This is a genomic window from Microbacterium sp. zg-Y1090, assembly GCF_030246945.1.
GTDB classification, from domain to species: Bacteria; Actinomycetota; Actinomycetes; order Actinomycetales; family Microbacteriaceae; genus Microbacterium; species Microbacterium wangruii.
Genome location: NZ_CP126742.1, coordinates 1879458 through 1906052, shown reverse-complemented (window position 1 = coordinate 1906052; position 26595 = coordinate 1879458). Strand labels below are relative to the sequence as shown.

25 protein-coding genes and 1 tRNA gene are annotated in these 26595 nt (G+C 71.7%); 19 read left to right on the top strand and 7 right to left on the bottom strand.

Annotated features, from left to right (window positions below):
- Positions 1-42: 42 nt before the first annotated feature.
- From QNO26_RS09025 to QNO26_RS09015, 3 genes are read left to right on the top strand one after another with little or no spacing between them, the layout of a single operon-like run.
- Complete coding sequence (locus QNO26_RS09025) at positions 43-1554, top strand: M81 family metallopeptidase (RefSeq protein ID WP_374679380.1); 1512 nt, start codon at positions 43-45, stop codon at positions 1552-1554.
- The gene (locus QNO26_RS09020) at positions 1551-2900 is read left to right on the top strand and encodes an alpha-L-fucosidase (RefSeq protein WP_257638465.1); all 1350 of its coding nucleotides are present in this window, start codon (positions 1551-1553) and stop codon (positions 2898-2900) included. Before QNO26_RS09025 ends, QNO26_RS09020 begins: the two co-directional genes overlap by 4 nt.
- On the top strand, positions 2897-3622 hold the full coding sequence (locus QNO26_RS09015) for a copper homeostasis protein CutC (RefSeq protein WP_257530359.1): 726 nt from the start codon (positions 2897-2899) through the stop codon (positions 3620-3622). Before QNO26_RS09020 ends, QNO26_RS09015 begins: the two co-directional genes overlap by 4 nt.
- 15 nt (positions 3623-3637) lie before the next feature.
- Here the strand turns inward: QNO26_RS09015 and QNO26_RS09010 are convergent, their stop codons facing one another.
- From QNO26_RS09010 to QNO26_RS09000, 3 genes are read right to left on the bottom strand one after another with little or no spacing between them, the layout of a single operon-like run.
- A complete protein-coding gene (locus tag QNO26_RS09010) occupies positions 3638-4051 on the bottom strand; it encodes an RbsD/FucU family protein (RefSeq protein ID WP_257530361.1) in 414 nt (137 codons plus the stop codon).
- A 19-nt stretch (positions 4052-4070) separates the two neighbouring features.
- Positions 4071-5045, bottom strand: a complete 975-nt coding sequence (locus QNO26_RS09005) for an aldo/keto reductase (protein WP_257530363.1) — start codon at positions 5043-5045, stop codon at positions 4071-4073.
- Positions 5038-6333, bottom strand: coding sequence for an enolase C-terminal domain-like protein (locus QNO26_RS09000; RefSeq protein ID WP_257530365.1), 1296 nt, complete (start codon positions 6331-6333; stop codon positions 5038-5040). The genes QNO26_RS09005 and QNO26_RS09000 overlap by 8 nt, the downstream gene beginning before the upstream one ends.
- A 129-nt stretch (positions 6334-6462) precedes the next feature.
- Here QNO26_RS09000 and QNO26_RS08995 point away from each other — a divergent pair, with 129 nt between their 5' ends.
- Together QNO26_RS08995 and QNO26_RS08990 are read left to right on the top strand one after the other, a co-directional pair.
- Positions 6463-7323 carry a fumarylacetoacetate hydrolase family protein gene (locus QNO26_RS08995; RefSeq protein ID WP_257530367.1) on the top strand — a complete coding sequence of 287 codons (861 nt, stop codon included), beginning with the start codon at positions 6463-6465 and terminating at the stop codon, positions 7321-7323.
- Entirely contained in the window at positions 7320-8072 is a 753-nt protein-coding gene (locus QNO26_RS08990) for an SDR family NAD(P)-dependent oxidoreductase (protein WP_257530369.1), read from the top strand. Before QNO26_RS08995 ends, QNO26_RS08990 begins: the two co-directional genes overlap by 4 nt.
- Positions 8073-8076: 4 nt before the next feature.
- On the opposite strand, the gene QNO26_RS08985 is transcribed toward QNO26_RS08990, so the two are convergent.
- The gene (locus QNO26_RS08985; RefSeq protein WP_257530371.1) at positions 8077-8904 is read right to left on the bottom strand and encodes an amidohydrolase family protein; all 828 of its coding nucleotides are present in this window, start codon (positions 8902-8904) and stop codon (positions 8077-8079) included.
- A 66-nt stretch (positions 8905-8970) separates the two neighbouring features.
- On the opposite strand from QNO26_RS08985, the gene QNO26_RS08980 reads away from it, so the two are divergent.
- From QNO26_RS08980 to serA, 4 genes are all read left to right on the top strand, one after another.
- Positions 8971-9651 (top strand): FadR/GntR family transcriptional regulator, encoded by a 681-nt coding sequence (locus tag QNO26_RS08980; RefSeq protein ID WP_257530373.1) that lies wholly within the window; start codon positions 8971-8973, stop codon positions 9649-9651.
- A gap of 85 nt (positions 9652-9736) precedes the next feature.
- Entirely contained in the window at positions 9737-10219 is a 483-nt protein-coding gene (locus QNO26_RS08975; protein WP_257530375.1) for a DNA polymerase III subunit gamma/tau, read from the top strand.
- Positions 10216-10563 (top strand): bacitracin resistance protein, encoded by a 348-nt coding sequence (locus tag QNO26_RS08970; protein ID WP_257530377.1) that lies wholly within the window; start codon positions 10216-10218, stop codon positions 10561-10563. Before QNO26_RS08975 ends, QNO26_RS08970 begins: the two co-directional genes overlap by 4 nt.
- Positions 10564-10720: 157 nt before the next feature.
- Positions 10721-12325, top strand: a complete 1605-nt coding sequence (serA, locus tag QNO26_RS08965; protein WP_257530379.1) for a phosphoglycerate dehydrogenase — start codon at positions 10721-10723, stop codon at positions 12323-12325.
- Between the two features lie 3 nt (positions 12326-12328).
- On the opposite strand, the gene QNO26_RS08960 is transcribed toward serA, so the two are convergent.
- Positions 12329-12874, bottom strand: a complete 546-nt coding sequence (locus QNO26_RS08960) for a TetR/AcrR family transcriptional regulator (protein ID WP_257530381.1) — start codon at positions 12872-12874, stop codon at positions 12329-12331.
- A gap of 60 nt (positions 12875-12934) precedes the next feature.
- Here QNO26_RS08960 and QNO26_RS08955 point away from each other — a divergent pair, with 60 nt between their 5' ends.
- The 9 genes from QNO26_RS08955 to QNO26_RS08915 all read left to right on the top strand — a co-directional run bounded on the left by QNO26_RS08955 (position 12935) and on the right by QNO26_RS08915 (position 24337).
- Entirely contained in the window at positions 12935-14488 is a 1554-nt protein-coding gene (locus QNO26_RS08955) for an MFS transporter (RefSeq protein ID WP_374679375.1), read from the top strand.
- A gap of 33 nt (positions 14489-14521) precedes the next feature.
- Positions 14522-15571, top strand: coding sequence for a 3-isopropylmalate dehydrogenase (locus tag QNO26_RS08950; protein WP_257530385.1), 1050 nt, complete (start codon positions 14522-14524; stop codon positions 15569-15571).
- Between the two features lie 55 nt (positions 15572-15626).
- Positions 15627-16727: a branched-chain amino acid aminotransferase gene (locus QNO26_RS08945; RefSeq protein ID WP_257530387.1), complete on the top strand. Its 1101-nt coding sequence runs from the start codon at positions 15627-15629 to the stop codon at positions 16725-16727.
- A gap of 26 nt (positions 16728-16753) precedes the next feature.
- Positions 16754-17521, top strand: a complete 768-nt coding sequence (locus QNO26_RS08940; RefSeq protein ID WP_257530390.1) for a fumarylacetoacetate hydrolase family protein — start codon at positions 16754-16756, stop codon at positions 17519-17521.
- The gene (locus tag QNO26_RS08935; protein WP_257638463.1) at positions 17514-18737 is read left to right on the top strand and encodes an MFS transporter; all 1224 of its coding nucleotides are present in this window, start codon (positions 17514-17516) and stop codon (positions 18735-18737) included. The genes QNO26_RS08940 and QNO26_RS08935 overlap by 8 nt, the downstream gene beginning before the upstream one ends.
- A gap of 58 nt (positions 18738-18795) precedes the next feature.
- Complete coding sequence (gltX, locus tag QNO26_RS08930) at positions 18796-20310, top strand: glutamate--tRNA ligase (RefSeq protein WP_257638462.1); 1515 nt, start codon at positions 18796-18798, stop codon at positions 20308-20310.
- Positions 20311-20408: 98 nt separating this feature from the next.
- Positions 20409-20480, top strand: a tRNA-Gln gene (locus QNO26_RS08925).
- 303 nt (positions 20481-20783) lie between these two features.
- Complete coding sequence (locus QNO26_RS08920; RefSeq protein ID WP_257530396.1) at positions 20784-21404, top strand: hypothetical protein; 621 nt, start codon at positions 20784-20786, stop codon at positions 21402-21404.
- On the top strand, positions 21401-24337 hold the full coding sequence (locus tag QNO26_RS08915; RefSeq protein WP_257638461.1) for a hypothetical protein: 2937 nt from the start codon (positions 21401-21403) through the stop codon (positions 24335-24337). Before QNO26_RS08920 ends, QNO26_RS08915 begins: the two co-directional genes overlap by 4 nt.
- Before the next feature lie 56 nt (positions 24338-24393).
- Here QNO26_RS08915 and QNO26_RS08910 read toward each other — a convergent pair whose 3' ends face one another.
- Together QNO26_RS08910 and QNO26_RS08905 are read right to left on the bottom strand one after the other, a co-directional pair.
- Positions 24394-25245, bottom strand: coding sequence for a M23 family metallopeptidase (locus QNO26_RS08910; RefSeq protein ID WP_257530400.1), 852 nt, complete (start codon positions 25243-25245; stop codon positions 24394-24396).
- Positions 25242-25784: a helix-turn-helix domain-containing protein gene (locus QNO26_RS08905; protein WP_257530402.1), complete on the bottom strand. Its 543-nt coding sequence runs from the start codon at positions 25782-25784 to the stop codon at positions 25242-25244. The genes QNO26_RS08910 and QNO26_RS08905 overlap by 4 nt, the downstream gene beginning before the upstream one ends.
- Positions 25785-25870: 86 nt before the next feature.
- Between QNO26_RS08905 and QNO26_RS08900 the strand changes: the two genes are divergently transcribed.
- Complete coding sequence (locus tag QNO26_RS08900; protein ID WP_257530404.1) at positions 25871-26560, top strand: hypothetical protein; 690 nt, start codon at positions 25871-25873, stop codon at positions 26558-26560.
- Positions 26561-26595: the final 35 nt, after the last annotated feature.

Below are 26595 nucleotides of genomic sequence, written 5' to 3'. Positions count from 1 at the left end.
CGCGTCTGGAAGGGCGCGCTGGATCCCGTCCACCCCGAGGGCATCGCCCGCCCTCGCATCGGGATCGGCGGCATCTCGATCGAATCGAGCACCTTCTCGCCGCACATCTCCGGCGACGAGGCGTTCACGGTGCGCACGGGCGCATCACTGCGGGAGTACTACCCGTTCCTCGACGCAGGTGAGGATCTGGGCGAAGCCGCGGACTGGGTCCCCCTGACCCACGGTCGGTCGCTGCCCGGCGGCGCCGTCGCGCGGGAGACCTATGAGCGGATGAAGGCCGCGATCGTCGCCGGGATCCGAGTCGAGGGCCCGTTCGACGGATTCTTCTTCGACATCCACGGCGCGATGAGCGTCGTCGGCATGGACGATGCCGAGGGCGACCTCGCCGCCGCGGTGCGCGAGGCCCTCGGCCCGGACACGCTGGTGTCGGCATCCATGGACCTGCACGGCAACGTCTCCGATGCCCTGTTCGACGCGGTCGACCTGATCACCTGCTACCGCATGGCTCCGCACGAGGACTGGCTCAACACCAAGCAGCGCGCGGTGCACAATCTGCTCACCCGGCTGCGCGGCGCCTCCGGGGCCGACCCTCTCGCACGACGGCCGCTGAAGGCATGGGTGCGGGTGCCGGTGCTGCTGCCGGGGGAGAAGACCAGCACGCGCATCGACCCCGCGCGCTCGGTGTACGCGCTCGTCCCCGAGGCCGAGGATCGCGACGGCGTCGTGGATGCCGCGATCTGGGTCGGCTACGCCTGGGCCGACGAGCCCCGCTGCCATGCCACGGTGATCGTCACGGGCGACGACGAGTCGGCCATCGCCGAAGAAGCGGCGCGTCTCGCGAGCGCCTACTGGGACGCGCGGGCGGACTTCGCCTTCGTCGGCCCCACCGCGACACTCGACGACGCCCTCGACACCGCGCTGGCTCCCGGCGCCCCGCGCCCGTATGTGATCTCCGACTCCGGCGACAACCCCACCGCCGGCGGCGCCGGCGACGTCACATGGACGCTCGGACGACTGCTGGAGCGGGCGGACCTCGCCGATCCGTCGGTCACCGTACTCGTCGCCTCCGTGTTCGACCCCGACGCCGTCGCGGCGGCTGCGGCGGCCGGCGTGGGCGAGACGGTCACGCTGCCGGTCGGAGCCCGGGTGGATGCCGGGCCCCGCGGACCCGTGCGCATCACCGGCGAGGTGGTGTCGGTGACACCGGGCGATCCGGTCGCCGGCACGCAGGTCGTGCTGCGGGCAGGTGGCGTGCATGCGATCGTCACCGAGCGCCGCAAGCCGTTCCACCACCTCGACGACTTCCGCATGCTGGGCCTGGACCCCGAGGCGGCGGACATCGTGATCGTGAAGATCGGCTACCTCGAGCCGGAGCTGTACGACCTCGCCGCAGGCTGGACCATCGCCCTCACCCCGGGCGGCGTCGACCAGGACCTGCTGCGGCTCGGGCATCGCCGGCTGCGTCCCGGGGTGTATCCGTTCGACGACGACGGCGCGACGCCCGATCTCGCCCCCGTCATCACCCGCCGCACCGCCACGGAGGCCCGCACATGAACTTCGAGACCCGCACCGGCCCGGACCTGGGCGACGCGGCGCCGGTGTACCCGGCCGCCACCGTGCCCGAGTGGTACCGCGACGCCAAGCTCGGATTCTTCGTGCACTGGGGGCTGTACTCCGTGCCCGCCTGGGCTCCCGCCCACCCGCCGGGCGGTGTGCCCGCAGAAGACGCCTATGCGCATCACCAGTATGCGGAGTGGTACGCCAACACCGTGCGCATCCCCGGCAGCCCCACGTGGCGCCGCCACCAGGAGATCTACGGACCGGGGTGCAGCTACGAGGACCTCGCCGATCGGTGGGACGCGGGTGGCTTCGACGCCGACGCCTTCGTGGGCGAGCTCGTGGGGGCCGGCGCACGGTACGTCGTGCCCACCACCAAGCACCACGACGGCTTCTGCCTGTGGGACACCGCGACCACCACGTTCAACGCGGCGCGGCGCGGACCTCGTCGCGACCTGATCGGCGAATTCCACGACGCCACCCGCCGCGCAGGGGCGCGGTTCGGGGTGTACTACTCGGGGGCGCTGGACTGGCACGTGGGCGACTTCCCGCCGATCGAGTCCGACACCGACCTGTTCCGCTTCCGTCGTCACGACGACGCGTTCGCGCGGTACGCCGCCGCCCAGCTCGAGGAGCTCGTGACGCGTTTCCGCCCCGACGTCCTGTGGAACGACATCGAGTGGCCCGACGGCGGCAAGGGCGCGCACGAGCACGGCCTCGCCGCGCTCTTCCGCCGCTACTTCGAGGCCGTCCCCGACGGGGCGATCAACGACCGCTGGGGCGTGCCGCGGCACGGGTACCTGACCCGCGAGTACACGCATGTCGAGGGGGTGCTCGACACCCCGTGGGAGTCCACCCGCGGTCTCGGCTACTCCTTCGGCTACAACCAGGCCGAGGATGCCACCCACTCCCTGTCGGGCGCGGCGCTCATCCGGCTGCTCGCCGACGTGGTGAGCAAGAACGGCAACCTGTTGATCAATGTGGGTCCCCGGGCCGACGGCTCGATCCCCGACCTGCAGCTGGCGGCGATGCGCGAACTCGGTGCGTGGCTGCGCCGGGACGGCGACGCCGTCTACGGCACCCGTCCCTGGGTGCGCGCGGCGGAGGAGACCGGCGCGCCCCGCGCCTACACGGCCCGTCCGGGCATCGTGAACGTCATCGCCCTCGATCCCGCGGCCGGCCTGCTCGACCTGCCCGTCGACCTCGCCGAAGGCACGGCGCGCTGGGCCGACGGCAGTCTGGCTGGGTTCGAGCGGCGCGCCGACGGCGGTGTCGACGTCGTGATCCCCGATGCGCTCCGCGGCGATGCTGCGGCGGCGGTGTCGATTACGATGAACCCGTGAGTGTGATCGTCGAGATCGCCGTGCAGTCCGCAGCCGGCGCCCGCATCGCGATGAGCGCCGGCGCCGACAGGCTCGAACTGTGCGAGGCGCTCGAGGTCGGTGGCCTGACGCCGTCGATCGGGCTCGTCGATGCGGTGTGCGAGGCCGTGGGCGCCGACCGCGTCAACGTGCTCGTCCGCCCGCGGGGCGGCGGCTTCGTCTACGACGACGACGAGGTCGCGCTCGTCGCGGCCGACGTTCGCGCCGTCGTCGCCCGCGGTGTCGGAGGCGTGGTGGTGGGCGCGCTCGACCCCGACGGCCGTGTCGACCGTGAGGCACTGCGGCGGTGGCGCGATGCCGCAGGCGACGCGACCCTGGTCTTCCACCGTGCGATCGACGCCAGCCCTCGCGGCGACGAGGTGCTCGACGCGCTGAGGGAGGAGGGCGTCGAGCGCGTGCTGACCTCGGGTGGCGCCGTGCGCAGCATCGATGGTGCCGCCCGGCTGGCCGACTACGTCCGCCGGGTCGGCGGCGCCATGGAGATCACGGCCGGCGGGGGAGTGCGGCCCGAAGACATCGCCGTCCTCGCGGCATCGGGCGTGGGCGCCGTGCACCTGTCGGCGCGTGCGCGTGCCGGTCTGGATGCCCCGGCCGGGCCCGGCGGTGGTGCGGGTGGCCACGACGTCACCGACGCATCGATCGTCGCGGCCGCCGTCGCCGCCGCGCGCCCCGGCGTCCGCTAGCGTGCGGTCGGCGCCTCAGGCGCGGCCGACCACGCCCTTGCGCAGCAGCGCGTTGGCGTAGACGCGGGTCTCGCCGGTGCGGACGATGACGAAGGCACCTCTGGCGCGCTCGTAGTAGGCGAAGCGGTCGACGAACCGGGTGCCCGACTCGTCGACGCCGGCGGCGGTCATCAGTTCGCGCTGCACGTCGAGCACCGTGCCGTCTGCCGAGGTCATGAGCTCCAGCGCCGGCGCGTCGTCGAGCGGCAGCACGCTGCGCACCGCCGCCAGCACCGCGGGAGTGCCGACCCCGGGCAGATCGATCAGCCGCGTGCTCAACGACGCGGCGGGGAAATGGGCGTCGGCGATCACGACCGCGTCGGAATGGCCCATCGCATCGAGATGCCACAGCAGCTCACCGGTCAGCAGCGGATCGATCCCTTCGAGCATGAGAGGGGGTCCTTTCGGATCAGGGGGCGATGAGCTCGCGCTCGGCGAGCTCCGCCCAGAAGTCGTCGGGCAGATCCTGCGCCATCCATTCGGCATTCTGGCGCAGCTGGCTCGGCCGGCTGCCGCCGACGACGACCGACCGCACGGTCGTCTCGCGCAGCGGGAATTGCACCGCGGCCGCCGGCAGCGGCACCTCGTGCGCATCGCACACCGCCATGATCGCCTGCAGGCGCTCCCACAGTGCGTCCGGCAGCCGGCCGTACTCGTAACGACCCTCGCGGTCGGGACGTGGCCGGGCCAGCAATCCCGAGTTGAACACGGAGGCGGCGACCACGTCGGTGCCGGTCGCGCGGCACGCCGGCAGGGTGTCGGCGACGGCCGGCTGCTCGAGCAGCGTGTACCTGCCGGCGATCATGATGACGTCGAGGTCGGCGGCGCCCACGCACGCCGCCAGCGCGGAGCTGACCATCGATCCGATTCCGACAGCAGTGACGGTGCCGTCGTCACGGAGCGCCGTGAGGGCGGGCAGGGCCTCGGCCAGGGCGAGGTCGAGATCGTGTCGTTCGGGGTCGTGCAGGTACACCACGTCGACCCGGTCCAGGCCCATGCGCTCGAGGGATTCGGCGACCCCGGCGCGCACGCCGTCCTCGGAGAAGTCCCACACCCGGTGCAGGTCGGTGCGCACGTGGAAGTCGTTGGCGGTGTCGAGTCCGCCGTCGTCGTCAGGATTGGGGCGCAGCAGCCGCCCGACCTTCGTCGACAGCACGTACTCGTCCCGCGGCTTCGTGCGCAGGAACGCCCCCAGCCGACGTTCGGAGAGACCGAGACCGTAGTGCGGTGCGGTGTCGAAGTAGCGGATGCCGGCATCCCATGCCGCTTCGAGGATCTCCCACGCCTCATCGTCCCCGAGAGGGCGGAACATGTTGCCGAGGTTCGCCGCGCCGTAGCCGAGCGGCGTGAGTGCGGGCGTCGCCGCCGTCGCGCGGTCAGACACCGACGGCCTCCCCGTGCCAGGCGTAGAGCTCCCGGCTCTCGGCGCGCATCTCCATGCCCGCCCCGGGCGCCAGGGGGGCGCGGTAGCTGCCCTCGCGCACGTCGGTGGGGACGGTGAAGTGCTCGTGCAGGTGGTCGACGTATTCGATCATCCGACCCTCCCGGGTGGCGCTGACGGCGACGAAGTCGAACATCGACAAGTGCTGCACGGCCTCGCACAGACCCACGCCGCCGGCGTGCGGGCACACGGGCACGCCGAAGCGGGCCGCCAGCAGCAGGTTCGCGATGTTCTCGTTGACGCCGGCCACGCGCACGGCGTCGATCTGCATCACCGCGATGGCCTCGGCCTGCAGCAGCTGCTTGAACATCACCCGGTTGTGGGCGTGCTCGCCGGTCGCGACCCGGACCGGCGCGATCGCGCGGGCGATCTCGGCGTGACCGAGCACGTCGTCGGGGCTCGTCGGCTCCTCGATCCACGCGGGGTCGAACGGGGCGAGCGCCCGCATCCATTCGATGGCCTCGGCGACCTCCCAGCGCTGGTTCGCGTCGACGGCGATGGGGAAGCCCTCACCGCACACCTCGCGGGCGATGCGCATGCGCCGGATGTCGTCGTCGAGGTCGGCGCCGACCTTGAGCTTGATCTGACCGAAGCCCTCCGCCAGCGCCTCGCGGCAGAGACGGGCCAGCTTCTCGTCGGAGTAGCCGAGCCAGCCGGGGGTCGTGGTGTAGGCGGGGTAGCCCGTCGCCAGCAGCTCCGCCTCCCGCGCGGCGCGTCCCGGCACCGCAGCGCGCAGGATCTCCAGCGCATCCTCGCGGGTGAGGGCGTTGGTGAGGTAGCGGAAGTCGACCAGGTCGACGAGCTCCTCGGGCGTCATCCGTGCCAGCAGCTGCCAGAGCGGCAGGCCCGCGCGCTTGGCCTTCAGATCCCACAGGGCGTTGATGACGGCGCCGATCGCCATGTGCATCACGCCCTTCTCCGGCCCCAGCCACCGCAGCTGCGAGTCGTCCATGAGGGTGCGGTTCGTCGCGCCCATGTCGGCGAGGAGCGGTTCGAGCTCGCGGCCGACCAGGTGTCCGGCGAGGGCGTCGACGGCTGCGACCTGCACGTCGTTGCCGCGCCCGATGGTGAACACGAACGCGTGGCCCTCGAGGTCGTCCGCGGCGTCGGTCGTGATTCGCAGATACGCCGCCGAGTAGTCCGGGTCGGGGTTCATCGCATCCGAGCCGTCGAGGCTCAGCGAGGTGGGAAAACGGATGTCGGCCGTTTCGAGCGCGACGATGCGGGTCACTGTCACTCCTTGTTTCCGCGCCACGGTGTCGTGGATCTCCCACACTAAACATCCGATGTTTATACTGTCAATCGCGTCGGGATGCCGCGGCGGCCGAGGGGCTGCACGGTCCGGCAGGACAGGAGAAACATGAAGTTCGCGCGTCTCGGGCCCGTCGGCCAAGAGATCCCCGTCGTGATCGACGGAGATCGGCACCTCGACTTGCGTCCGATCACCTCCGATGTCGACGGTGCCTTCCTCGCCGATGACCCCGTCGGTCGCACCGCGCAGGCGATGGCGGCGGAGCTGCTGCCCGACCTCGGCGATGTCTCGGAGCTGCGGGTGGGGGCGCCGATCGCGCGACCGAGCGCGGTCGTCTGCATCGGGATGAACTACGCCGCGCATGCGGCCGAGTCCGGCTCGGCCCCGCCGGAGATCCCGATCATGTTCCTGAAGACGCCCAACACGGTGGTCGGCCCGGACGACGACGTGCAGATCCCGCGCGGCTCGACCAAGACCGACTGGGAGGTGGAGCTCGGCGTCGTGATCGGGCGGCGTGCGTCGTATCTCGACTCGCCGGCCCAGGCGCGTGCCCACATCGCGGGATTCGTGACGGCCAACGACGTCTCCGAGCGTGATTTCCAGATGGCGGTCTCGGGAGGCCAGTGGTCCAAAGGCAAGTGCGCGCCGGGCTTCAACCCCACGGGACCGTGGCTGGTCACCCCGGACGACGTCGACCACACCGGACTGCGGCTGCGCAGCCGGGTCAACGGCGCGCCGCGGCAGGACTCCACGACGGCCGACATGATCTTCTCCGTCGAGCACATCATCTGGCATCTCTCGCAGTACCTCGCCCTCGAGCCCGGTGATCTGGTCCTCACGGGCACGCCGGAAGGGGTGGCGCTGTCCGGCCGATTCCCGTATCTGGCACCGGGAGACGTGGTAGAGGTGGAGATCGAGGGACTCGGCCGTCAGCGCCAGACGTTCCGGGCATGGGAGGCGACGCGATGACGCGCGAACTGGACTCGTTGGTGGCCGTGGTGACGGGAGGCGCGTCCGGGATCGGTGCCGCCATCGCCCGGCACCTGCACGACGGCGGCGCGCGGGTGGCGGTGCTCGACCTCGACCCCTCCGCCGCCGACGAGCGTTTCCTGGCCGTCGCCGCCGACGTGTCGGACCGCGACAGCGTGACGGCGGCGATCAGCGCGGTGGGAGAGCGCTTCGGTCGCATCGACATCGTGGTCAACAACGCCGGGATCGGCGCGCAGGGCGACATCGCCGCCAATGACGACGCGGAGTGGGGGCGCGTGCTCTCGGTCAACGTCACAGGGATCGCGCGGGTCACCTCCGCCGCGCTCCCGTGGCTGCGCCGCTCGCCGGCCGCCGCGGTGTGCAACACCTCGTCGATCGCCGCTACGGCCGGACTGCCGCAGCGTGCCCTGTACAGCGCCTCGAAGGGCGCGGTGCTCTCGCTGACCCGCGCGATGGCCGCTGACCACCTGCGCGAGGGCATCCGGGTGAACGCCGTCAACCCCGGCACGGCCGACACCCCCTGGGTGGGCAGGCTGCTCGACACGGCCGACGATCCTGCGGCGGAGCGTGCCGCCCTCGAAGCGCGGCAGCCGCACGGGCGGCTGGTCACCGCCGACGAGGTCGCCGCCGCGGTGCGCTACCTGGTCGGCCCGCAGGCGGGTTCGACGACGGGCACGTACATCGAGGTCGACGGGGGCATGTCGGCGCTCCGGCTGCGCCCGGCCTGAGGCCTCAGCGCAGGCGGTACGTCCGCTGGGCGTTGTCCCAGAGGATCGCGGCGGTGTGGGACGGGGCGGCGGACGTCGCCCAGTCCCGCACGAACCGCTCCCACGACGCGTACGGCCACGACACCGGCCAGTCGCCTCCGAAGAGCAGGCGCTCCGGGCCGAAGGCCTCCAGGGCGGCGTCGAGGAACGGCGTGAACTGCAGCGACGTCCAGCCCTCCGGCGATTCGGCGGGCAGACCCGAGAGCTTGCACGACACCTGCGGCAGGTCGGCCAGGCGCTGAAGATCCGCCCGCCACGCCGGGGCGGGGGCGCCGGACACGTCGGGCTTGCCGAGGTGGTCGAGGACGATCGTCAGCGACGGCACGGCTTCGGCCAGGGCAGCGAGCTCGCGCAGCTGCCCGGAGCGCACGCACGCATCGAAGACGTACCCGGCATCGGCCACGGCGCGGGCGGAGGCGAGGAAGTCACGCGAGGTCGCGAACCCGGCCTCCTCACCCTGGAGGAGCCTGCGCACGCCGACCACGAGCGGGCGCGCGCGCAGCAGCGCGAGTTCACGGCGGGCCGCGGCGGCATCCTCCATCGTCAGCCGCGCGACGATGCCCCGCACACCGGCCGCCGCGGCGGACGCGCTGACCCAGTCGACCTCATCGATGCTCTGCGCTGCGACCGCCTCCGCCTGCACGAACACGGCGGCGCGCTCGGCGCTGCTGGCCTCTGCCGTCGCGTCCTGCCACTGCGCTACTCCGAAACGTCCGAGCAGTCGCCCCGTCAGCCAGGGATAGTCGAGGCGTTCGGGGTCCCACAGATGCAGGTGACTGTCGAGGATGCGCACCTCTTCATTCTGGCCGAGCCGCGCCAGAACATGGGATGTCTGCGTCTTTGCGCCTAGCATGGCGCCATGGCGGTGACCGACGAGGCGATCGAGAAGATCAAGGCGATGATCGTGTCCGGCGAGCTGGCGCCGGGTGACCGGCTGCCGCCGGAGAAGGAGCTGGCCGAGCGGCTGGGGCTGTCGCGCAACTCGATGCGCGAGGCGGTGAAGGCCCTGGAGGTCATCCGGGTGCTCGATGTGCGACGCGGCGACGGGACGTATGTCACGAGCCTCGAACCGCGGCTGCTGCTGGAGGCGACGTCCTTCGCCATGGACATGCACGACGACGATTCGCTGCTGGAGGTCTTCCAGGTGCGCCGCATCCTCGAAGCCCACGCCACCGGCGCTGCGGCGCAACGGGCCGACGACGACGAGATCGCCGCGCTCGAGGCGGAGCTGCGCACCGTCGCCAGCGACACCGACGTGCAGACGCTCGTCGCGCACGATCTGCGATTCCACGGGGCCATCGTGGCGCTCGGGGGCAACCGCTATCTCGCGAGTCTCGTCGACAGTCTCACCAGCCAGACCGTCCGCGCCCGCGTCTGGCGCGGGTTGACCGAGGCCGACGCGGTCGAGCGCACGCTGCGCGAGCACGCGGCCATCGTCTCGGCGATCGCCGCCCACGACGTCGAGCTGGCCACCTCCCTCGCGACCGCCCACATCGCCGGCGTCGAGCAGTGGCTGCGACGCGCCCGCGACGGCGTCTGACCGCGCTCACGCGTCACGAGGGATCGAGGTGCGCGTCGCACGGCGACCAGGGGAGCGGCGGGGCGAAGAACGCTACTCTGAGGGCATGGCCCGAACCGACGACGAGGCGCTCTCCTGGGAGGGCGACGACGATCCGACGCTTGCGCCCGGCCCCGCCGCCCCCGCGCTTCCCGACGGCTACCGCGCCGTCGGCAAGGGCAGCGAGCAGGTGGGCGCCGACTCCGACGCTGATGCCGCGGAGGGTCTGCTCGACACCGCTGACGCGGCCGCGCCCGGCATGAGCAACGCGGCGCTCGTCGGAGTCGGGGTGTTCGCCGGCGTCTACCTGCTGCTGTCGATCGGGTGGCTCCTCGGCGGTGCGCGGCTGCAACTGGTCGCCCAGCTCTTCCTCGACCCCGTCGCCTTCCAGATCACGCTCTGGATGGCCGTGCTCGCCCCGCCGATCTGGTTCGGCACCGTCTTCCTCCTCACCCGCGCCTCGCGCGTGTGGGTGCGCATGGTGCTGCTCGCCGCCGGCGCCGTGCTGCTGGTGCCGTGGCCCTTCGTGCTGGCGGGGGTGACCCTGTGACCGTGTCCGAGGCCGCCCCGCGGCGCACCGCCCTGCCGACCTGGCTCATCGCCGTGATCGCCGGCGGGTTCCTGCTGCTCTACGCCTTCGTCTTCTGGACGGCGCTGGGCTTCCTGCTGCAGCAGGCAGGGGGCATGGCGGGCCTGACCGGGCTCGGCTGGTTCGTGCTGCTGCTGCCCGTGATCGTCCCCCCGCTGGTGTTCGCCGCGGCCTTCGCGGTGGGATGGCGCCGACCGGCGCTGCCGTTCACCGCCGTCATGCTGGCGGGTCTGGCCTTCGTCGCGGTCTTCTGGCTCGATGTGCTCGCCTACGCCGCCGCCACCCCCGCCCTCTACGGCGCCTGACGTCGCCACATCGCGCCGGCCGTCGCACGCCGTCACACGGTCAGGGCGCGCTGCGACCGCGCGATAGGCTGAGCAGGCCCCGTGCACCGGCTGCGACGGGGCTTCCCCTCAGTCGCGGAACGCGCTCGGCGTGTGCCGCCGCCCCGAAGGATCCAGCGTGCCTCAGCCCGTCGTGCTCATCGCCGAAGAACTCTCTCCCGCCACGATCGACGCCCTCGGGCCCGACTTCGACGTGCGGCACGTCGACGGGGCCGACCGGGCGCAGCTGCTGCCGGCCCTCGCCGACGCGCACGCGGTGCTCATCCGCTCGGCGACGAAGATGGATGCCGAGGCGATCGCCGCCGCGCCGCAGCTGAAGGTCATCGCCCGGGCAGGGGTGGGCCTGGACAACGTCGACATCAAGACCGCCACCACCGCCGGCGTCATGGTCGTCAACGCCCCGACCTCCAACATCGTCTCCGCGGCCGAGCTCACCATCGGGCACATCCTGAGCCTGGCCCGTCGCATCCCCGCCGCCCACGCCTCGCTCGCGGCCGGACAGTGGAAGCGCAGCGCCTACACCGGCGTCGAGCTCTTCGAGAAGACCGTCGGCATCATCGGCCTCGGCCGCATCGGCGCTCTCATCGCCGCGCGGCTGCAGGCGTTCGGCATGAACGTGGTGGCCTACGACCCCTACGTCACGAGTGCGCGCGCCCAGCAGCTGGGCGTGCAGCTGCTCTCACTCGACGACCTGCTGCAGCAGAGCGACTTCATCACGATCCACATGCCCAAGACCCCCGAGACCACGGGCATGATCTCCACCGAGCAGTTCCGCCTGATGAAGCCGTCGGCCTACATCGTCAACGTCGCCCGTGGCGGACTGATCGACGAGGAGGCGCTGCACACCGCCCTGACGACGGGGGAGATCGCCGGAGCCGGCCTCGACGTCTTCACGACCGAGCCGCCTGTCGAAGGCGGAACCGCCCACGCCCTGCTGGACCTGCCCAACGTGGTGGTGACCCCTCACCTGGGCGCCTCCACCGACGAGGCGCAGGAGAAGGCGGGCGTCTCGGTGGCGAAGTCGGTGCGTCTCGCCCTGGGCGGCGAGCTCGTGCCCGACGCCGTCAACGTCGCGGGTGGCGTCATCGACCCGTACGTGCGTCCCGGCATCCCCCTGGTCGAGAAGCTCGGGCAGATCTTCAGCGCCCTCGCCCACTCGCCGCTGACCAGCCTCGATGTCGAGGTGCACGGCGACCTCAGCGGCTACGACGTCAGCGTGCTCAAGCTCGCGGCGCTCAAGGGCGTGTTCACCAACGTCGTCAGCGAGAGCGTGTCGTACGTCAACGCCCCGCTGCTGGCCGAGCAGCGCGGGGTCGAGGCGCGGCTGATCGTGGACGACCAGTCCGACGAATACCGCAACGTGATCACGCTGCGCGGCGCCCTCTCCGACGGCTCCCAGCTGTCGGTCTCGGGGACACTCACCGGCACCAAGCAGATCGAGAAGCTCGTCGGCATCAACGACTACGCCGTCGAGCTGCCCATCGAGCGCCACCACATCGTCATGCTCTACACCGACCGTCCCGGCATCGTCGCGGTCTACGGGCAGAAGTTCGGCGAGGCCGGCATCAACATCGCCGGCATGCAGATCGCGCGTCGCGCGGCCGGTGGTCAGGCGCTGTCGGTGCTGACGGTCGACTCTCCCGTCGGCGATGACGTGCTCGACGCGGTGAGCTCGGCGATCCAGGCCGACCTGTTCCGCCAGATCGAGATCACCGAGTCCTGATCGTCACGGGGCGACGGCTCGCTCCACGAGCGCGATGAGCGCGTCCATGTCGTCGCCGCGCGGCACCGGGCCGGGCACGGCGCCGGCGCCGAGGGCATTGTTGAAGTAGAGGCCGTCGCTGACCAGCAGCACGAGCTGCAGGGTGGTCTCGTCGCGGGTGTGGGGGCGCAGCGCCTGCTCCCACATCTCTCGCACGCGCCGCAGTGCGGCGGTCGCGGCGGGGGAGCCGCCCTGCGCGAGCCTCGATCCGGCGATGAGCGCGCGATCGAGGGCCGAGTCGTCCATGATGCTCGACCGCAGGAACGCCGCCACCGGGCCCTCAGGTGCGGCGACCAGCTGCGCCACGTCGTCGTGGGCCAGCTGCTCCATGCGTTCCAGCAGACCGGCTTCGAGGGCGTCCTTCGAGGCGAAGTGATACAGCAGCCCGCCCTTGGAGACCCCGGCCGCAGACGCGGCCGCCTCCATGGTCGCCGCGCGCGGGCCGTCGTCGATGAGCAGCGTCTCGAATGCATCCAGCACGCTCTCGCGGGCGCGGGGTGGGCGGCTCATGCGGGTGTCCTCTCGCCGTCGGCGCCTGTTACTATACCGGCTGGACGGTAAACAAACATGATGACACTCACTCAGGAGATTGCTCTCGCCGACAGCCGGGGGCGCAGGGTCGGCTGGCGCGGCTGGGCCGCGCTGGTCGTGCTGATGCTGCCCGTGCTGCTGGTCTCGGTGGACAACACGGTGCTGAGCTTCGCGCTGCCCGACATCGCCCGCGACCTGGCGCCCACCAGCGCCGAGCAGCTGTGGATCATCGACGCGTATCCCCTCGTCCTGGCAGGGCTGCTGGTGACCATGGGCACGCTGGGCGACCGATTCGGACGGCGACGGATGCTGCTGATCGGCGCCACCGGGTTCGCCGCGGTGTCGGCCATCGCCGCCTTCGCGCCCACCGCCGGACTGCTCATCGCAGCGCGCGCCGGCATGGGCGTCTTCGGCGCCATGCTCATGCCGTCGACCCTCTCGCTCCTGCGCAGCATCTTCACCGACCGCAACCAGCGGCGCTTCGCCATCGCCGTCTGGGCGTCGATGTTCTCCGCCGGCGCGGCGCTGGGCCCGATCGTCGGCGGCATCCTGCTCGAGTACTTCTGGTGGGGCTCGGTCTTCCTGATGTCGGTGCCCGTGCTGGTGCCGCTGCTGGTGCTGGCGCCCCTGCTCGTCCCCGAGAGCCGCGACCCGCACCCCGGCCGCATCGATCCGCTGAGCATCGCGCTCTCGCTGGCGACGATGGTGCCGATCGTCTACGCCATCAAGGAGTTCGCGGTGCACGGTGCGGGAGTCCTGCCCCTCGTGCTCCTGCTCGCCGGGGTGCTGTTCGGCGTGCTGTTCGTGCGCCGGCAGCTGCGGTCGTCCTCGCCGATGCTCGACATGCGGCTGTTCTCCCGCGGCACCTTCAGCGGGGCGCTGGTGGTGAACCTGCTGAGCGTCGTCGCCCTCGTCGGATTCCTCTTCTTCGTCTCCCAGCACCTGCAGCTGATCATCGGGCTGTCGCCGCTGGATGCCGGTCTCGCGCTGGTGCCCGGCATGGCGGCCATGATCGTCGCGGGACTTCTGGTCGTCCCCATCGCCCGCAGAGTCGACGCCCGCCTGGTGGTGAGCGTGGCGCTGCTGTTCTCGGTCGCCGGGTATGTCACGGTCGGCCTGACGGCCGCCCCCGACGCCCTGCAGCCGATCGTCCTCGCCTTCGTGCTGCTGGGGATCGGCATCGGCGCGGCCGAGACGGTCTCCAACGACCTCATCCTCGCGAGCGTCCCTCCGGCCAAGGCCGGTGCGGCCAGCGCCGTGTCGGAGACCGCGTACGAGCTGGGCGCGGTGCTCGGGACGGCCGTGCTGGGCGGCATCCTCACCGCTCTGTACCGCGGCGGCATCGTGCTGCCCGACGGGCTGTCCGAGGGCGTCGCCGCCGCGGCCAGGGAGACCCTCGCCGGCGCCGTGTCGGCCGCCCAGGGGCTCAGCCCTGCCGTCGCCGAGGCTCTGAGCGATGCCGCGGCCGCCGCCTTCGACGCGGGGGTGGGGGTGACCTCGCTCATCGGCGCGGGGCTCGTCGTCGTCGCCGCCGTGGTCGCGGCCACTACCCTGGGAACATCCCGCCCCGCGCCCGAGCACGTCGACCGCTGACCTGCCGGCGCGGCCCTGACGTGAAGGAGTGCCATGTCGCGCGTCGTGAACCTGGCCGTCATCCCCGGTGACGGCATCGGTCCGGAGGTCGTCGCCGAGGCGGAGAAGGTGCTCGACGCCGCCACCGCCGGCAGCGGCGTCACGTTCGAGCGGACGCGCTTCTCGCTCGGCGCCGGCCGGTACCTCGCCACGGGTGACACGCTCACCGACGAGGACCTCGCCGCCATCGCCGCGCACGATGCGATCCTGCTCGGGGCGGTCGGGGGAGTGCCCGGCGATCCGCGACTGAAGGATGCCAACATCGAGCGCGGCCTGCTGCTGAAGCTGCGCTTCGCGCTGGACCACTACGTGAACCTGCGCCCCTCGAAGCTCTATCCCGGCGCCGCCGGACCCCTGGCGGACCCGGGCGACATCGATTTCGTCGTCGTGCGCGAGGGCACCGAGGGTCCGTACGTCGGCAACGGCGGGTCGATCCGCACCGGCACCGCCCACGAGGTCGCCAACGAGACGAGCGTGAACACGGCCTATGGCGTGGAGCGGGTCGTCCACTACGCGTTCGACCTGGCCGAGCGTCGGCGCAAGCGCCTCACCCTGGTGCACAAGACCAACGTGCTCGTGCACGCCGGCGGCATGTGGAAGCGCATCGTCGACGCGGTGGCGGCGGAGCACCCCGAGGTGGACGTAGACTACCTTCACGTCGACGCAGCGACGATCTTCCTGGTCACGAACCCTGATCGCTTCGACGTCATCGTCACCGACAACCTCTTCGGCGACATCCTCACCGATCTGGCGGGAGCCGTCACCGGCGGCATCGGCCTGGCGGCCTCGGGGAACATCAACCCCGACGGGGCCTTTCCGTCGATGTTCGAGCCCGTGCACGGCTCGGCACCCGACATCGCCGGGCAGCAGAAGGCCGACCCCACCGCTGCGATCCTCTCCGTCGCCCTGATGCTCGACCACCTCGGGCTGGGAGACGCCGCGCAGCGTGTCGTGCGCGCGGCCGAGGACGACATCGCCACCCGCGACGGCCGTGCCCGCACCACCACGCAGATCGGCGACGCGATCGCCGCCCGCCTCGTCTGAGGTCGGGCGTACGCTGATGACCGGCGCCGCAGCGCCCCACGCGACAGGACCTGATATGACCCTTCTCGAACCCGACGCCGGACTCGCCCCCCTGGAGTTCGCGCTCACCCGCAACCTCGCAGCCAAGACCTCCGCCCAGCGCGAGCAGATCCTGCAGGACCCGTCCTTCGGCACCGTCTTCACCGACCATATGGTCGACATCTGCTGGTCGGCGCGCGGCGGCTGGCACCGGCCGCGCGTGCAGCCCTACGGCCCGATCTCGCTCGACCCGGCTGCCGCGGTGCTGCACTACGGCCAGGAGGTCTTCGAGGGCATCAAGGCCTACCGTCACGCCGACGGCTCGATCCACACCTTCCGTCCCGAGCAGAACGCCCTGCGTCTGCAGCGCAGCGCCCGGCGCCTGGCGCTGCCCGAGCTGCCGGTCGAGTACTTCCTGCAGTCGTTGCGCGAGCTCATCGCCGTCGACGGGGCGTGGGTGCCCTCCGGCGATGACCAGAGCCTGTATCTGCGGCCGTTCATGTTCGCCAAGGAAGCCTTCCTCGGCGTGCGCCCGGCCACGAAGGTCGCCTACTACGTCATCGCGAGCCCGGTGGCCTCCTACTTCAAGGGCGGGGCGAAGCCGGTGTCGATCTGGCTGAGCGAGGACTATGCGCGCGCCGGCAAGGGTGGCACCGGGGCGGCCAAGACCGGCGGCAACTACGCCGCCAGCCTGCTGCCGCAGGCGCAGGCCGTGGAGGAGGGCTGCGACCAGGTGGTCTTCCTCGACTCCGACCGCAACGTCGAGGAGCTCGGCGGCATGAACATCGTCTTCGTCTACAAGGACGGCACGATCGTCACGCCGCAGTCGCCGTCGATCCTCGAGGGGATCACGCGCGACTCGCTGCTGCAGCTCGCGGCCGACCGCGGCCACCGGGTCGAGGGCCGTCACGTGCCGATCGACGAATGGCGTCAGGGCGTGGCATCCGGCGACATCGTCGAGGTGTTCGCGTGCGGGACCGCAGCGGTCGTCGCCCCGATCGGGTGGCTCAAGGGCGCGGACTTCATCGACGAGCAGCCCACCGGCGAGCTCGCGCTGTCGCTGCGCCAGGAGCTCACCGACATCCAGTACGGCCGCACGCCCGACCGCCACGGGTGGCTCACGCGCCTCGACGCCTGACGGCGCCGCCCGTCTAGGCTGAGGGCGTGAGAATCGCGCGCTTCAGTCACCAGGACACCATCTCCTTCGGCATCGTCGACGGCCCCGAGCTCGTCGTGCTCGCCGGCGATCCGCTGTTCGTCGGTTTCGAGACCACGGACGAGCGTGTGCCGCTGGCGGAGGTGACGTTGCTCGCGCCGGTGATCCCGCGCTCGAAGATCGTGTGCGTCGGCAAGAACTACCGCGACCACGCCGCAGAGATGGGCGGCGAGGCACCGGCGGAGCCGCTGCTGTTCTTCAAGCCGAACACCTCCGTGATCGGACCGGACGACACGATCGTGCGTCCCGCGCAGTCTCAGCAGACCGACTTCGAGGGTGAGCTGGCCGCCGTGATCGGACGGGTGGCCAAGAACGTCCCCGCCGAGCGCGCTCTGGACTACGTCTTCGGCTACACGATCGCCAACGACGTCACCGCCCGCGACCTGCAGCGCTCCGACGGACAGTGGGCACGCGCCAAAGGCTTCGACACGTTCTGCCCGCTCGGCCCCGCGATCGAGACCGAGTTCGACCCGACCGGCGACGCCCGCGTGGTGACGCGCCTGAACGGGGAGGTGCGCCAGGACGGCGCCATCGCCGACATGGTGCACGCGGTGGCCGACGTCATCGCCTACGCCTCCGCGGCCTTCACGCTGCTTCCCGGTGACGTGGTCCTCACCGGCACCCCGGCCGGTGTCGGCCCGTTCGCCGCAGGCGACGTGGTGGAGGTGGAGATCTCGGGACTCGGCATCCTGCGCAACACCGCACGGGATGCCTGAACCCCAGGCGCCTGGCGGCCTCGACCTCGATCGGCTGCGGCGCCGCACGGTCGGCGTGCTCGCGACCGGCCAGGTGCTCGGCGGCATCGCGTTCGGCGCGACCATCTCGCTCGGCGCCGTGCTGGCGGCCGAGGTGTCGGGTGACGAGACCCTGTCGGGACTCGCCACGGCGGCGGTCACCCTCGGCGCCGCCGCTCTGGCGGTGCCGCTGGCGGCGCTGGCGCACCGGCACGGGCGACGGCCGGCGCTCGCGGGCGGCATGGCTGTGGCCCTCGTCGGTGTCGGTCTGGTGGTGGTCGCTGCCGCGATCGGGCTCTTCCCCCTGCTGCTGTGCGCGTTCGCCCTCATCGGCGCGGGCCAGGCGGCCAACCTGCAGTCGCGCTTCGCCGCCGCGGACCTGGCCACCGACTCGTCGCGCGGCCGTGATCTGTCCCTCGTGGTGTGGGCGACGACCGTCGGTGCGGTGCTCGGCCCCAACCTGGTCGGTCCCGGCGAGTCGGTCGGCGCGGCGCTCGGGATGCCGCAGCTCACCGGTGCGTACGTGTTCACCGTGGTGGCACAGGCGCTGGGGATCGCGCTGTATCTGGTCGCGCTGCGCCCCGATCCGCTGCTGGTGGCCCAGCGGCTGGCGCGGCAGCCCGCGACGGCGGGGCGGGCCATCGCCCGCGCAGACCGCCCCGTCGCCGCCCGCTATGCGATCACGGCCATCGCCGCCGGCCACGGCGTCATGGCCGCCGTCATGGCGATGACTCCCGTGCACCTGCTGCATCAGGGCGCCGACCTGTCGGTCGTGGGATTCACGATCAGCCTGCACGTGGCCGGCATGTACGCGCTGTCGCCGGTCTTCGGCATCCTCGCCGATCGGCTCGGTCGGGTGCCGACGGTGCTCGTCGGGCAGGCCCTGCTGACCGCCGCCTTGCTGCTGGCCGCGGTCGGCCAGGACTCGGCCGTGGCCGTGACCGTCGCCCTCGTGCTGCTGGGGCTGGGATGGAGCGCGGCGACCGTGGCCGGAGCGGCATTGCTGACCGAGGCCAGCGACGAGCAGCACCGCACAGCGCGGCAGGGCCGCAGCGACCTCGCGATGAACCTCGTGGGCGCCGCCGGCGCGATCGGCGCCGGCGCCGTGCTCGGGGCGATCGGCTACGGCGGGCTGGCCCTCGTGGCGCTGGCGGCGGTCGCGGTGGTAGTCGTGCTGGCGCCCCTCGGGCGCCGCTGAGCCCGCCCGACACCGGTGACCCGCGGCGGGCGAGGGCGCGCACCTAGAATGGACAGCGATGTCCTCTGCACCGCACCCCCTGACCACGACCGCTTCCGGCGCCGACGTCCGCGTCCGCTTCTGCCCCTCGCCGACCGGTCTTCCGCACGTCGGCATGGTGCGCACCGCCCTGTACAACTGGGGCTACGCGCGTCACACCGGCGGAAAGATGATCTTCCGGGTGGAGGACACCGACGCGGCCCGCGACAGCGAGGAGAGCTACCGTCAGCTCGTCGACGCGCTCACCTGGCTCGAGATCGACTGGGACGAGGGCGTCGAGAAGGGTGGCCCGCACGCGCCCTACCGGCAGTCTCAGCGCGGCGACATCTACGCCGGGGTGCTGCAGCAGCTCATCGACGCGGGCGCCGTGTACGAGTCGTATTCGACGGCCGAGGAGATCGACGCGCGCAACGAGGCCAACGGGCGTGCCAAGCAGCTCGGCTACGACAACTACGACCGCACGCTCACCGACGAGCAGAAGGCGGCCTTCCGCGCCGAGGGTCGCGAACCGGCGTGGCGCCTGCGCGTGCCCGACGAAGACGTCACCTACGTCGACCTCATCCGGGGCGAGGTGACCTTCCCCGCCGGGTCGTTCCCCGACTTCGTCGTCGTGCGGGCGGGTGGACAGCCGCTGTACACCTTCACCAACCCGGTCGACGACGCGCTCATGGGCATCACCCACGTCATCCGCGGCGAGGACCTCATGCCCTCGACGGCCCGTCAGCTGGCGCTCTACGCCGCACTCATCGACGCCGGCGTCACGACGTTCGTGCCCCGGTTCGGCCACATGCCGCTCGTGCTGGGAGAGGTGGGCAACAAGAAGCTCTCCAAGCGCGACCCGAAGGCCGACCTGTTCCTGCAGCGCGAGAAGGGCTTCATCCACGAGGGGCTGCTGAACTACCTGGCGCTGCTGGGCTGGTCGCTGTCGCACGACCGCGATGTGTTCTCCCTCGAGGAGTTCATCGCCGCCTTCGACATCGCCGACGTCAACCCCAACCCGGCCCGGTTCGACCAGAAGAAGGCCGAGTCGATCAACGGTGACCACATCCGCATGCTGGATGCTGACGACTTCGCTGCGCGCATCGTGCCGTACCTCGTGGGTGCCGGTGTCGTCTCCGACCCGCCGACGCCCGAGCAGCAGAAGATGATCACGGCATCGGCCCCGCTCGTGCAGGAGCGCGTGCAGCTGCTGGGGGAGGTGCCGGGACTGCTCGGCTTCCTCTTCACCGATGACGTCGCTTACGACGAGGATGCCGTCGCCGGCCTTCCCGCCAACGCGAACGAGGTGCTCGTCGCCTCGGTCGGCGCGCTCGAGCTCGTGCCCGAGCAGGGATTCACGGCCGCCGCCGTGCAGGAGGCCCTGGCCGAGGCGCTCATCGAAGGCCTGGGACTCAAGCCGCGCGTCGCCTACGGCCCGCTGCGGGTCGCCCTCAGCGGCCGGCGCATCTCGCCGCCGCTGTTCGAGTCGATGGAGCTGCTGGGCAAGACCGAGACCCTCCGCCGCCTGGGCGCGCTGGTCGAGCGCCGCGCCTGAGCCGGACGGTCGCCGCCACGCCCGGAGCCCCGCCGGTTCGTGCGAGCGTCCGGAATCGGCTATGCTTGATCTTCGGTGCGAGGGCGACTTCACACCGATGGGGTATGGTGTAATTGGCAACACGGCGGTTTCTGGTTCCGTTGTTCTTGGTTCGAGTCCAGGTACCCCAGCAAGAAATAGAAGCCCGGGAATCCGCGTCTTAGCGGAGTACCGGGCTTCTTGCTTTCCTTCGTGACGCCCGTGTCGAGTGCGCCTCCGCTTCTCCGCCTCCGTCCGTTGCACCTCGCCACGTCAACGTGCCGTGGCCGCGGCCTCCGCACGTCGTCGGGCCGCGAGGGGGGCGGATGGTCAGCACGGCGCGGACGTCCGGTGCTCGGAGTCCCTGCCACGCAGCGGTTGCTAAAAGTGGGTATAGTCCAAAGTTGGATGCAGTGCATCGGCACAGTCGTCCCTCACCGCTGCAAAGGAGAACCGTGGCTCGCAACATCTGTCTGCCGAGCGCGCTCGTGCTGGGGGTCGGCCTCGCGGTCGCCGCCCCGGCCGCCGCGCTTGCGGCGCCGGTCGACGAGATCGTCGTCGACGCCGTCCCCGCCGGGACGGAGCGCATCATCGTCGATCTGGAGGGTGCGCCGGCGGCCACCTCCGCACTGGCGCTGCGCTGGCGCGATGACGACGCGCTCACGCCGCTCAGCCTTGGCGTCACCCCGTACGGGCGGTCCGCCGTCATCACGCCGGTGGCCTCCGCGCGCGTGGGGGTTCAGGTGAGCACGCAGGCCGACTCGGCTTCGCTGGCGTTCACGTTCGTCGACGCCGCCGGAGCCGTGATCGGCCAGACCCGGCACGAGCTGCCTGCCGACGGCGGCGGTTCGGGCGGCGGAGGTGGGGGCGGCTCCACCGACGGCGGCTCCGGGGGCGGTTCGGCAGACGGAGGGTCCTCCGGCGCCGCTCCGGCGGCCGCGACGGGCGACCTCGCGCGCACCGGCGGCGAGGCGCCGTTGGGCTGGCTGGCGCTCGGCGCCGGCGCCATCGCGGCCGGAGCGGCGACCCTCGTCGCCCGTGCCCGCCGCGCCCGCACAGGGGAGGCGCAGGCATGAGCGCTCCCCGCACCCGCTCGATCAGGCGGCTTCTCGCCGTCGCGGCCGCCGGCGCCCTCGTCATCGGCGGCGCGGCCTCACCGGCGTCGGCGACGACGGGCGTCGGCCCCGTCGTCTTCTCCGCCCACACCGGCACGCTTCCCGCCGTCGAGCCCGCTCTGGGGCTCGGATCGGCCCTGGCGACCGACGACACCGGGCGCGTCGCGCTCGGTGCGGGCGTGCACGGCCACACCGGCGCGCTCGTGCGCATCACCGTGGCCGCAGGAACCGATCCGGTGACGGTCTTCACCGGCGGCGCCGGCGACTCGATCCCCGTGCTGTCCGTGGAGCCCGGCCTCGTTCGCTCCACCACGACACTGGTACGTGTCTCGGGCGGAGAGGCGCCGCTGTGGGCGACGACGCCCGTCGATGCGCGCGTGGAGCTCATCGCCGGCGTCTCCGGCCGTGGCGCCGTGTACGACGAGGACGACACCTTGCTCACACCGGGGCTTCCAGGTTCGACCGTCACACTCGACCGTCCCGTCGCCCTGGCGGACGCGAGCACGGGCGGCGGGGGCGGCGTCATCACGCCGGGGGACCCCGCGCACATCACGCTCACCGGCATCGGCGGCATCCCCGCCGACAACGTGCGCGCGGCGTACGTGACGGTTTCCGTGGGTCTGAGCGAGGCGACGACCCTGACGTTCGACGACGTCGCGATGGACCTTCCGGCGGGCATGTCGGTGTTCACCACGATCGCCACCCCCGACCTGCTCGGCTCGGTGGCGGCGTCCGTCACCGCCGGCGAGGCCGCGCTGGGCGTCTGGGCGCTCGGCTGGGTACCGGATGCCGACGACGACCATGACTCCGTCAGCACCGCGGGCGGGCTCGAGGTCGTGTGCGACTGCTCGTCGGAGCAGGTCGCGGTGCGTGCCGGGGTGGGCGTGCCGCTGGAGGTGGATCCCGGTGCGGACGTGGCCTACACGGTCGCGCTGGTGCAGGCCGAGGCCGCCACGAAGCTCGGGGCGATCTCGGTCGGCGACCGGGTCTCCGGCCGAGCCGCCGGCATCGCGGTCGACCCGCGCGCCGGTGCGCTCCCGCAGCTCGCGCTCATCCCCGCCGACGCGCCGGCCCAGCTCACCATGAGCCGCGGCGCCGCATCAGCCACCGTCACCGTGGTGGGGGAGATCCTCGGCGAACCCGCCGCGGGCGACGAAGCGGCATCCATCGCCATCGTCTCGCACGCCGACGACGCGAGCGTCGACCTCAACGCCACCGGGTTCTTCACGTTCGCCGGCACGGTCACCCCGGGCGACACCGCGATCGACCGGGTCGAGATCGCGGTCGACATCCTCGATGCCCCGGCGATCACCGCTGAGCAGCGTTCCCAGCTCGCCGACGGGGGCTTCATCACCTACGCCGACCTCACCGCTACGGCGGGCGAGAGCGACCTGCTCTGGGAGGCGACGATCGGTGCTCCCGTGGATGGGACCTACCGTTACACCGCCACGGTCTTCGACCGCTCGGGGGCCTCGCACGCCGCATCGGCGACGCTGCGGATCTCCGCCATCGTGGAGGGCGACGCGACCGTCACCGTGCACCCCGACGTGCTCATCGTGAACACCGGCGACAGCGGCGTGCCCGTCATGACGCGCCCGAACGCCGCGCAGCCGTTCGTCGTCGAGTTCGCCGAGCTCCCCGAGGAGGTGTTCCCCGGCGCCATCCTGGTATCGCCGGTCGCCCCCGGTTTCACGGACGGCTTCCTGGGTGAGGTGCAGCGCATCGAACGACGCGACGACGTGTGGGTCGTCACCACCGTGGCGGCGCAGATCGTCGATGCCATCCTCGATGCGCAGCACGTCGCCACCACGCCCATGACGGCGACCGAGGACACCGCTCCCTCGCTGACCGCGCTCGATGAGCCCCTCGCCGCGACGGCGACCGACCCCGCGACGGGCGAGCTGCTCGACGTCGAGGTGCGCGACGACGCCTCGGGCGGCGGCGTGCTGGTCGAGGACCCGCCGTTGCAGGGCGTGAGCGACAAGAAGGTGCGGTACCGGGCCACCCCCGGGTTCTACATCATCGCGGGCTCCGGGTCAGGCTCAGGCAACGTGGTTGTGCAGTCGACCGGCGAGTACACGCCTGCGCAGATCGACACGGTCCGTGAGCGCGTCATCAGGCAGAACGTCCCGCAGCTGTTCGAGGCGTTCCTGCACGTCGAGCTCGACCTGACGGTCGACATCCACACCGTGGTCGACATCCGGGTCTCGTACAAGTGGAAGTACATCCCCAAGGGGGTGGACGTGCGCGAGCTGTCCGTCAGCGCAGTGGCGGACACCTCGGTCGACGTCGAGCTCGCCGCGAACGGCTCGGTCAAGCGCAAGCTGCAGCTGGCCAAGCCGCTGGACAAGGTGTCGCTCGGTGAGTTCACGGTGTGGATCGGGCCGGTGCCGGTCGTCTTCAAAAACACCATCACCGTGACGGTGGACATGGAGGTGGACCTGCAGGCGAACGTGCACGTGACGGACGTGGGCTTCCGGCGCCAGGACGAAGTGGGCTTCCGCTATCGGGGGCTCGACTCGTACGTCTACCTCACCCGTCACGGCTCGCAGACGCTCTCGCCCATCGTGGACGGAGTGGATGCTGCGGGCACGGCTGAGCTGAGCGGGTCGCTCAGCGCAGGTCCCACCGTGCTGGTCAGCTCGATGATCTACGGCTACCTCGGACCGCAGCTGGAGTTCAAGCCGCGAGCCGACGCCCGGGGCACGCTCACCCACACCAACATGCTGCCGTCGGGCCGCATGGTGGACCTGCACGTGGAGATGGGGGTCGGGGCCACCGGGCGCGTGTTCGGAAAGCTCGAGATCTGGAAGTTCAAGCTGCCCTTCCCATCGAAGACGTTCATCGATGAGCGGATCCGCGTGTGGCAGCACGACTGGAGGTGGACCCTCTGAACAATCCGAAAGGGCGGTGCGCGCCGGTCGCGCACCGCCCTTTCGGATTCACGCCGTCATCTCGCCAGCAGGTACTCCTCGTTCGCGGGAACACCGTCGAACGGCTCCGAGGCGCCTGAGGTGTGGATGCCGGCGAACGCGAGGGGCACACCTTGCGCGGTCCACAGCGACGCGCGGTCCATCAGCTGGGCGTGCACGTGCGGCTCGCTCGTGTTGCCCGAGTTTCCGCAGCGGCCGATCTGCTGCCCCGCGATCACGCGCTCACCCCGGCGAACGGTCACCGAGTCCTGCTGCAGGTGGGCCACGAGTGCGTAGACGCCGTCATCGCCTCGGATGGTGACGTGGTTGCCGACGATGAATCCCGGGCCGCCGATCTCCCGCAGCATCCCTTCGGCGATCATGTACGCCAGCCCGGCGGTGTTCGCGCGGGCGCGGTGGTCGCGCCGCCAGTCCGATGCCCGCACGACGACCCCGTCGATCATTGCGTGCACGGGTTCGCCGAGGGCGGGGTAGTCCGATGCCGGGGGCATCGCCCGCGGGCCGCCGAATGCCGGCCGCGGCCGCTCGGGCGGGTCGAAGACGAGATCGATCGCATACGCCTGGCCGTATGCGCGCACCCCGTGGCTGGGGACGGCGGAGGCGGGGCTGTTGACGGCGACCCATCGGCCCCGTACGGGTGCCCGCACGCGGCGGGGGGACTGCTCGACCAGCAGGCGAGGGCCGAGCCAGGCCAGCAGGGCGCACCCGACGCCCACCACGAGCGCGATGCCCATGAGAGCGCGGCGCACACGATCGGCCGGTCCCTCATCGACGAGGAGACCCCACACCACGCCGCTGATCAGCACCAGTGCCGCGGCGTAGTAGAGCGGTCCGCGCACGCGATACAGCGCACGCCCGACGGCGGTCATCGTCCGGTCCCGAGCAGGCTCGACAGCAGCGGCACGACGCGCGCCGCCGGCACTTCGTAGCTGCCGCGCCCGCTCTGGCGCACCCATCCCGAGGAGACGAGCTGACGCAGGTGGTGGTGCAGCTGGCCGGTGGTGCCGAGGGAGTCGATGCCTGCGAGCTCCGCCGTCGTCGTCGTGCCGGTGAGGATGCGGCGCAGCAGCTCCAGGCGCACGGGGTGCGCGAGCGCTTGCAAGGCGGCGGCATGCTCGGACCAGTCGGCCTCGAGCAGCCCTTCGGTGGCGACCCCCTGCTGCCAGGCGACCGGGGCGCCGGTGGGCAGGGTCAGCGACCCGACGATCATGACGATGCCGTCGGCCAGAGAGGGATTCTCGGCGCGCTCGGCCTCAACGCCGCGCAGTGCCCAGAAGGCGTCTGCGCTGTCGGGATCGGGCGGGGGAGAGGTGGGCTCGTCTCGTCGCGACAGCCGCGCCTCCAGCGCCGTCACGCGCGCCATCAGCTCGGTCACCGTGTCGCGGAGGTCCGCGGGGTCGTCATCCATGCTGCCAACGTACGGGAGATCGTAGAAACGTACAACCTGTGCCCGTGGCCTCTGCGCCGTGGGTGCCGACCCGCCATAATGGGCACGTGCCCGCCCGGACGACGCTGCCCGAAGAGCCCGATGAGCTGCTCGCCCTCCAGCGGCGCGCCTATGGTCCCGCCGCCGAAGCGCTAGACGCCGCGGGCCTGGCGCGCCTGCGCGAACTCGAGGCGCCGCCCCGCGCACCCGGTGAGCCGCGGGCGGAGGAACCTCCGACGCCCGTCCCGGCCGAGGCGCCCGCAGAGGAGGCGGGTCCGCCGGCGGGCGCGCCGGCGCCTCGTTCCGTGCGACCTTCGCGTCGGAGCGGAGGGATCGCAGCCGCCGCGGTGCTCGGCTGTGCGCTCATCGGTGGCGGGCTGTCGGTCGAGTTCACGCCGCCGGGTCCCGACGCGGTCCTCCTGCCCGGGGCGCACGCCGAGATGTCGGAGGAGATCGAGCAGACCGGCATCCTCGACTTCCTCGGGTTCGGCCGCAGCACGGATCTGGTCGCCTACGAGGTCTATCGCGGAATGCAGGTCTACACGTTCACCGGCTCCCGGGGTGATGAGTGCCTGATCGTGGGCGGGGAGCACGGCTTCGTGGACTTCGGATGCGGCCGCGGACGGGTGCACCCGACGGTCGATCTGATGCTGGGGCGGAGAGGCCCGACGGGCCCCGCCCACGGATCTGTCGACGGTTCGTTCGCTCGCCTCCTTGCCCGGGACGGCACCGTCGAGGTGTGGCTCGAGCAGCCCTGACCGGGGGCGGTGACCCCGCCGGCACGTCGACCGGC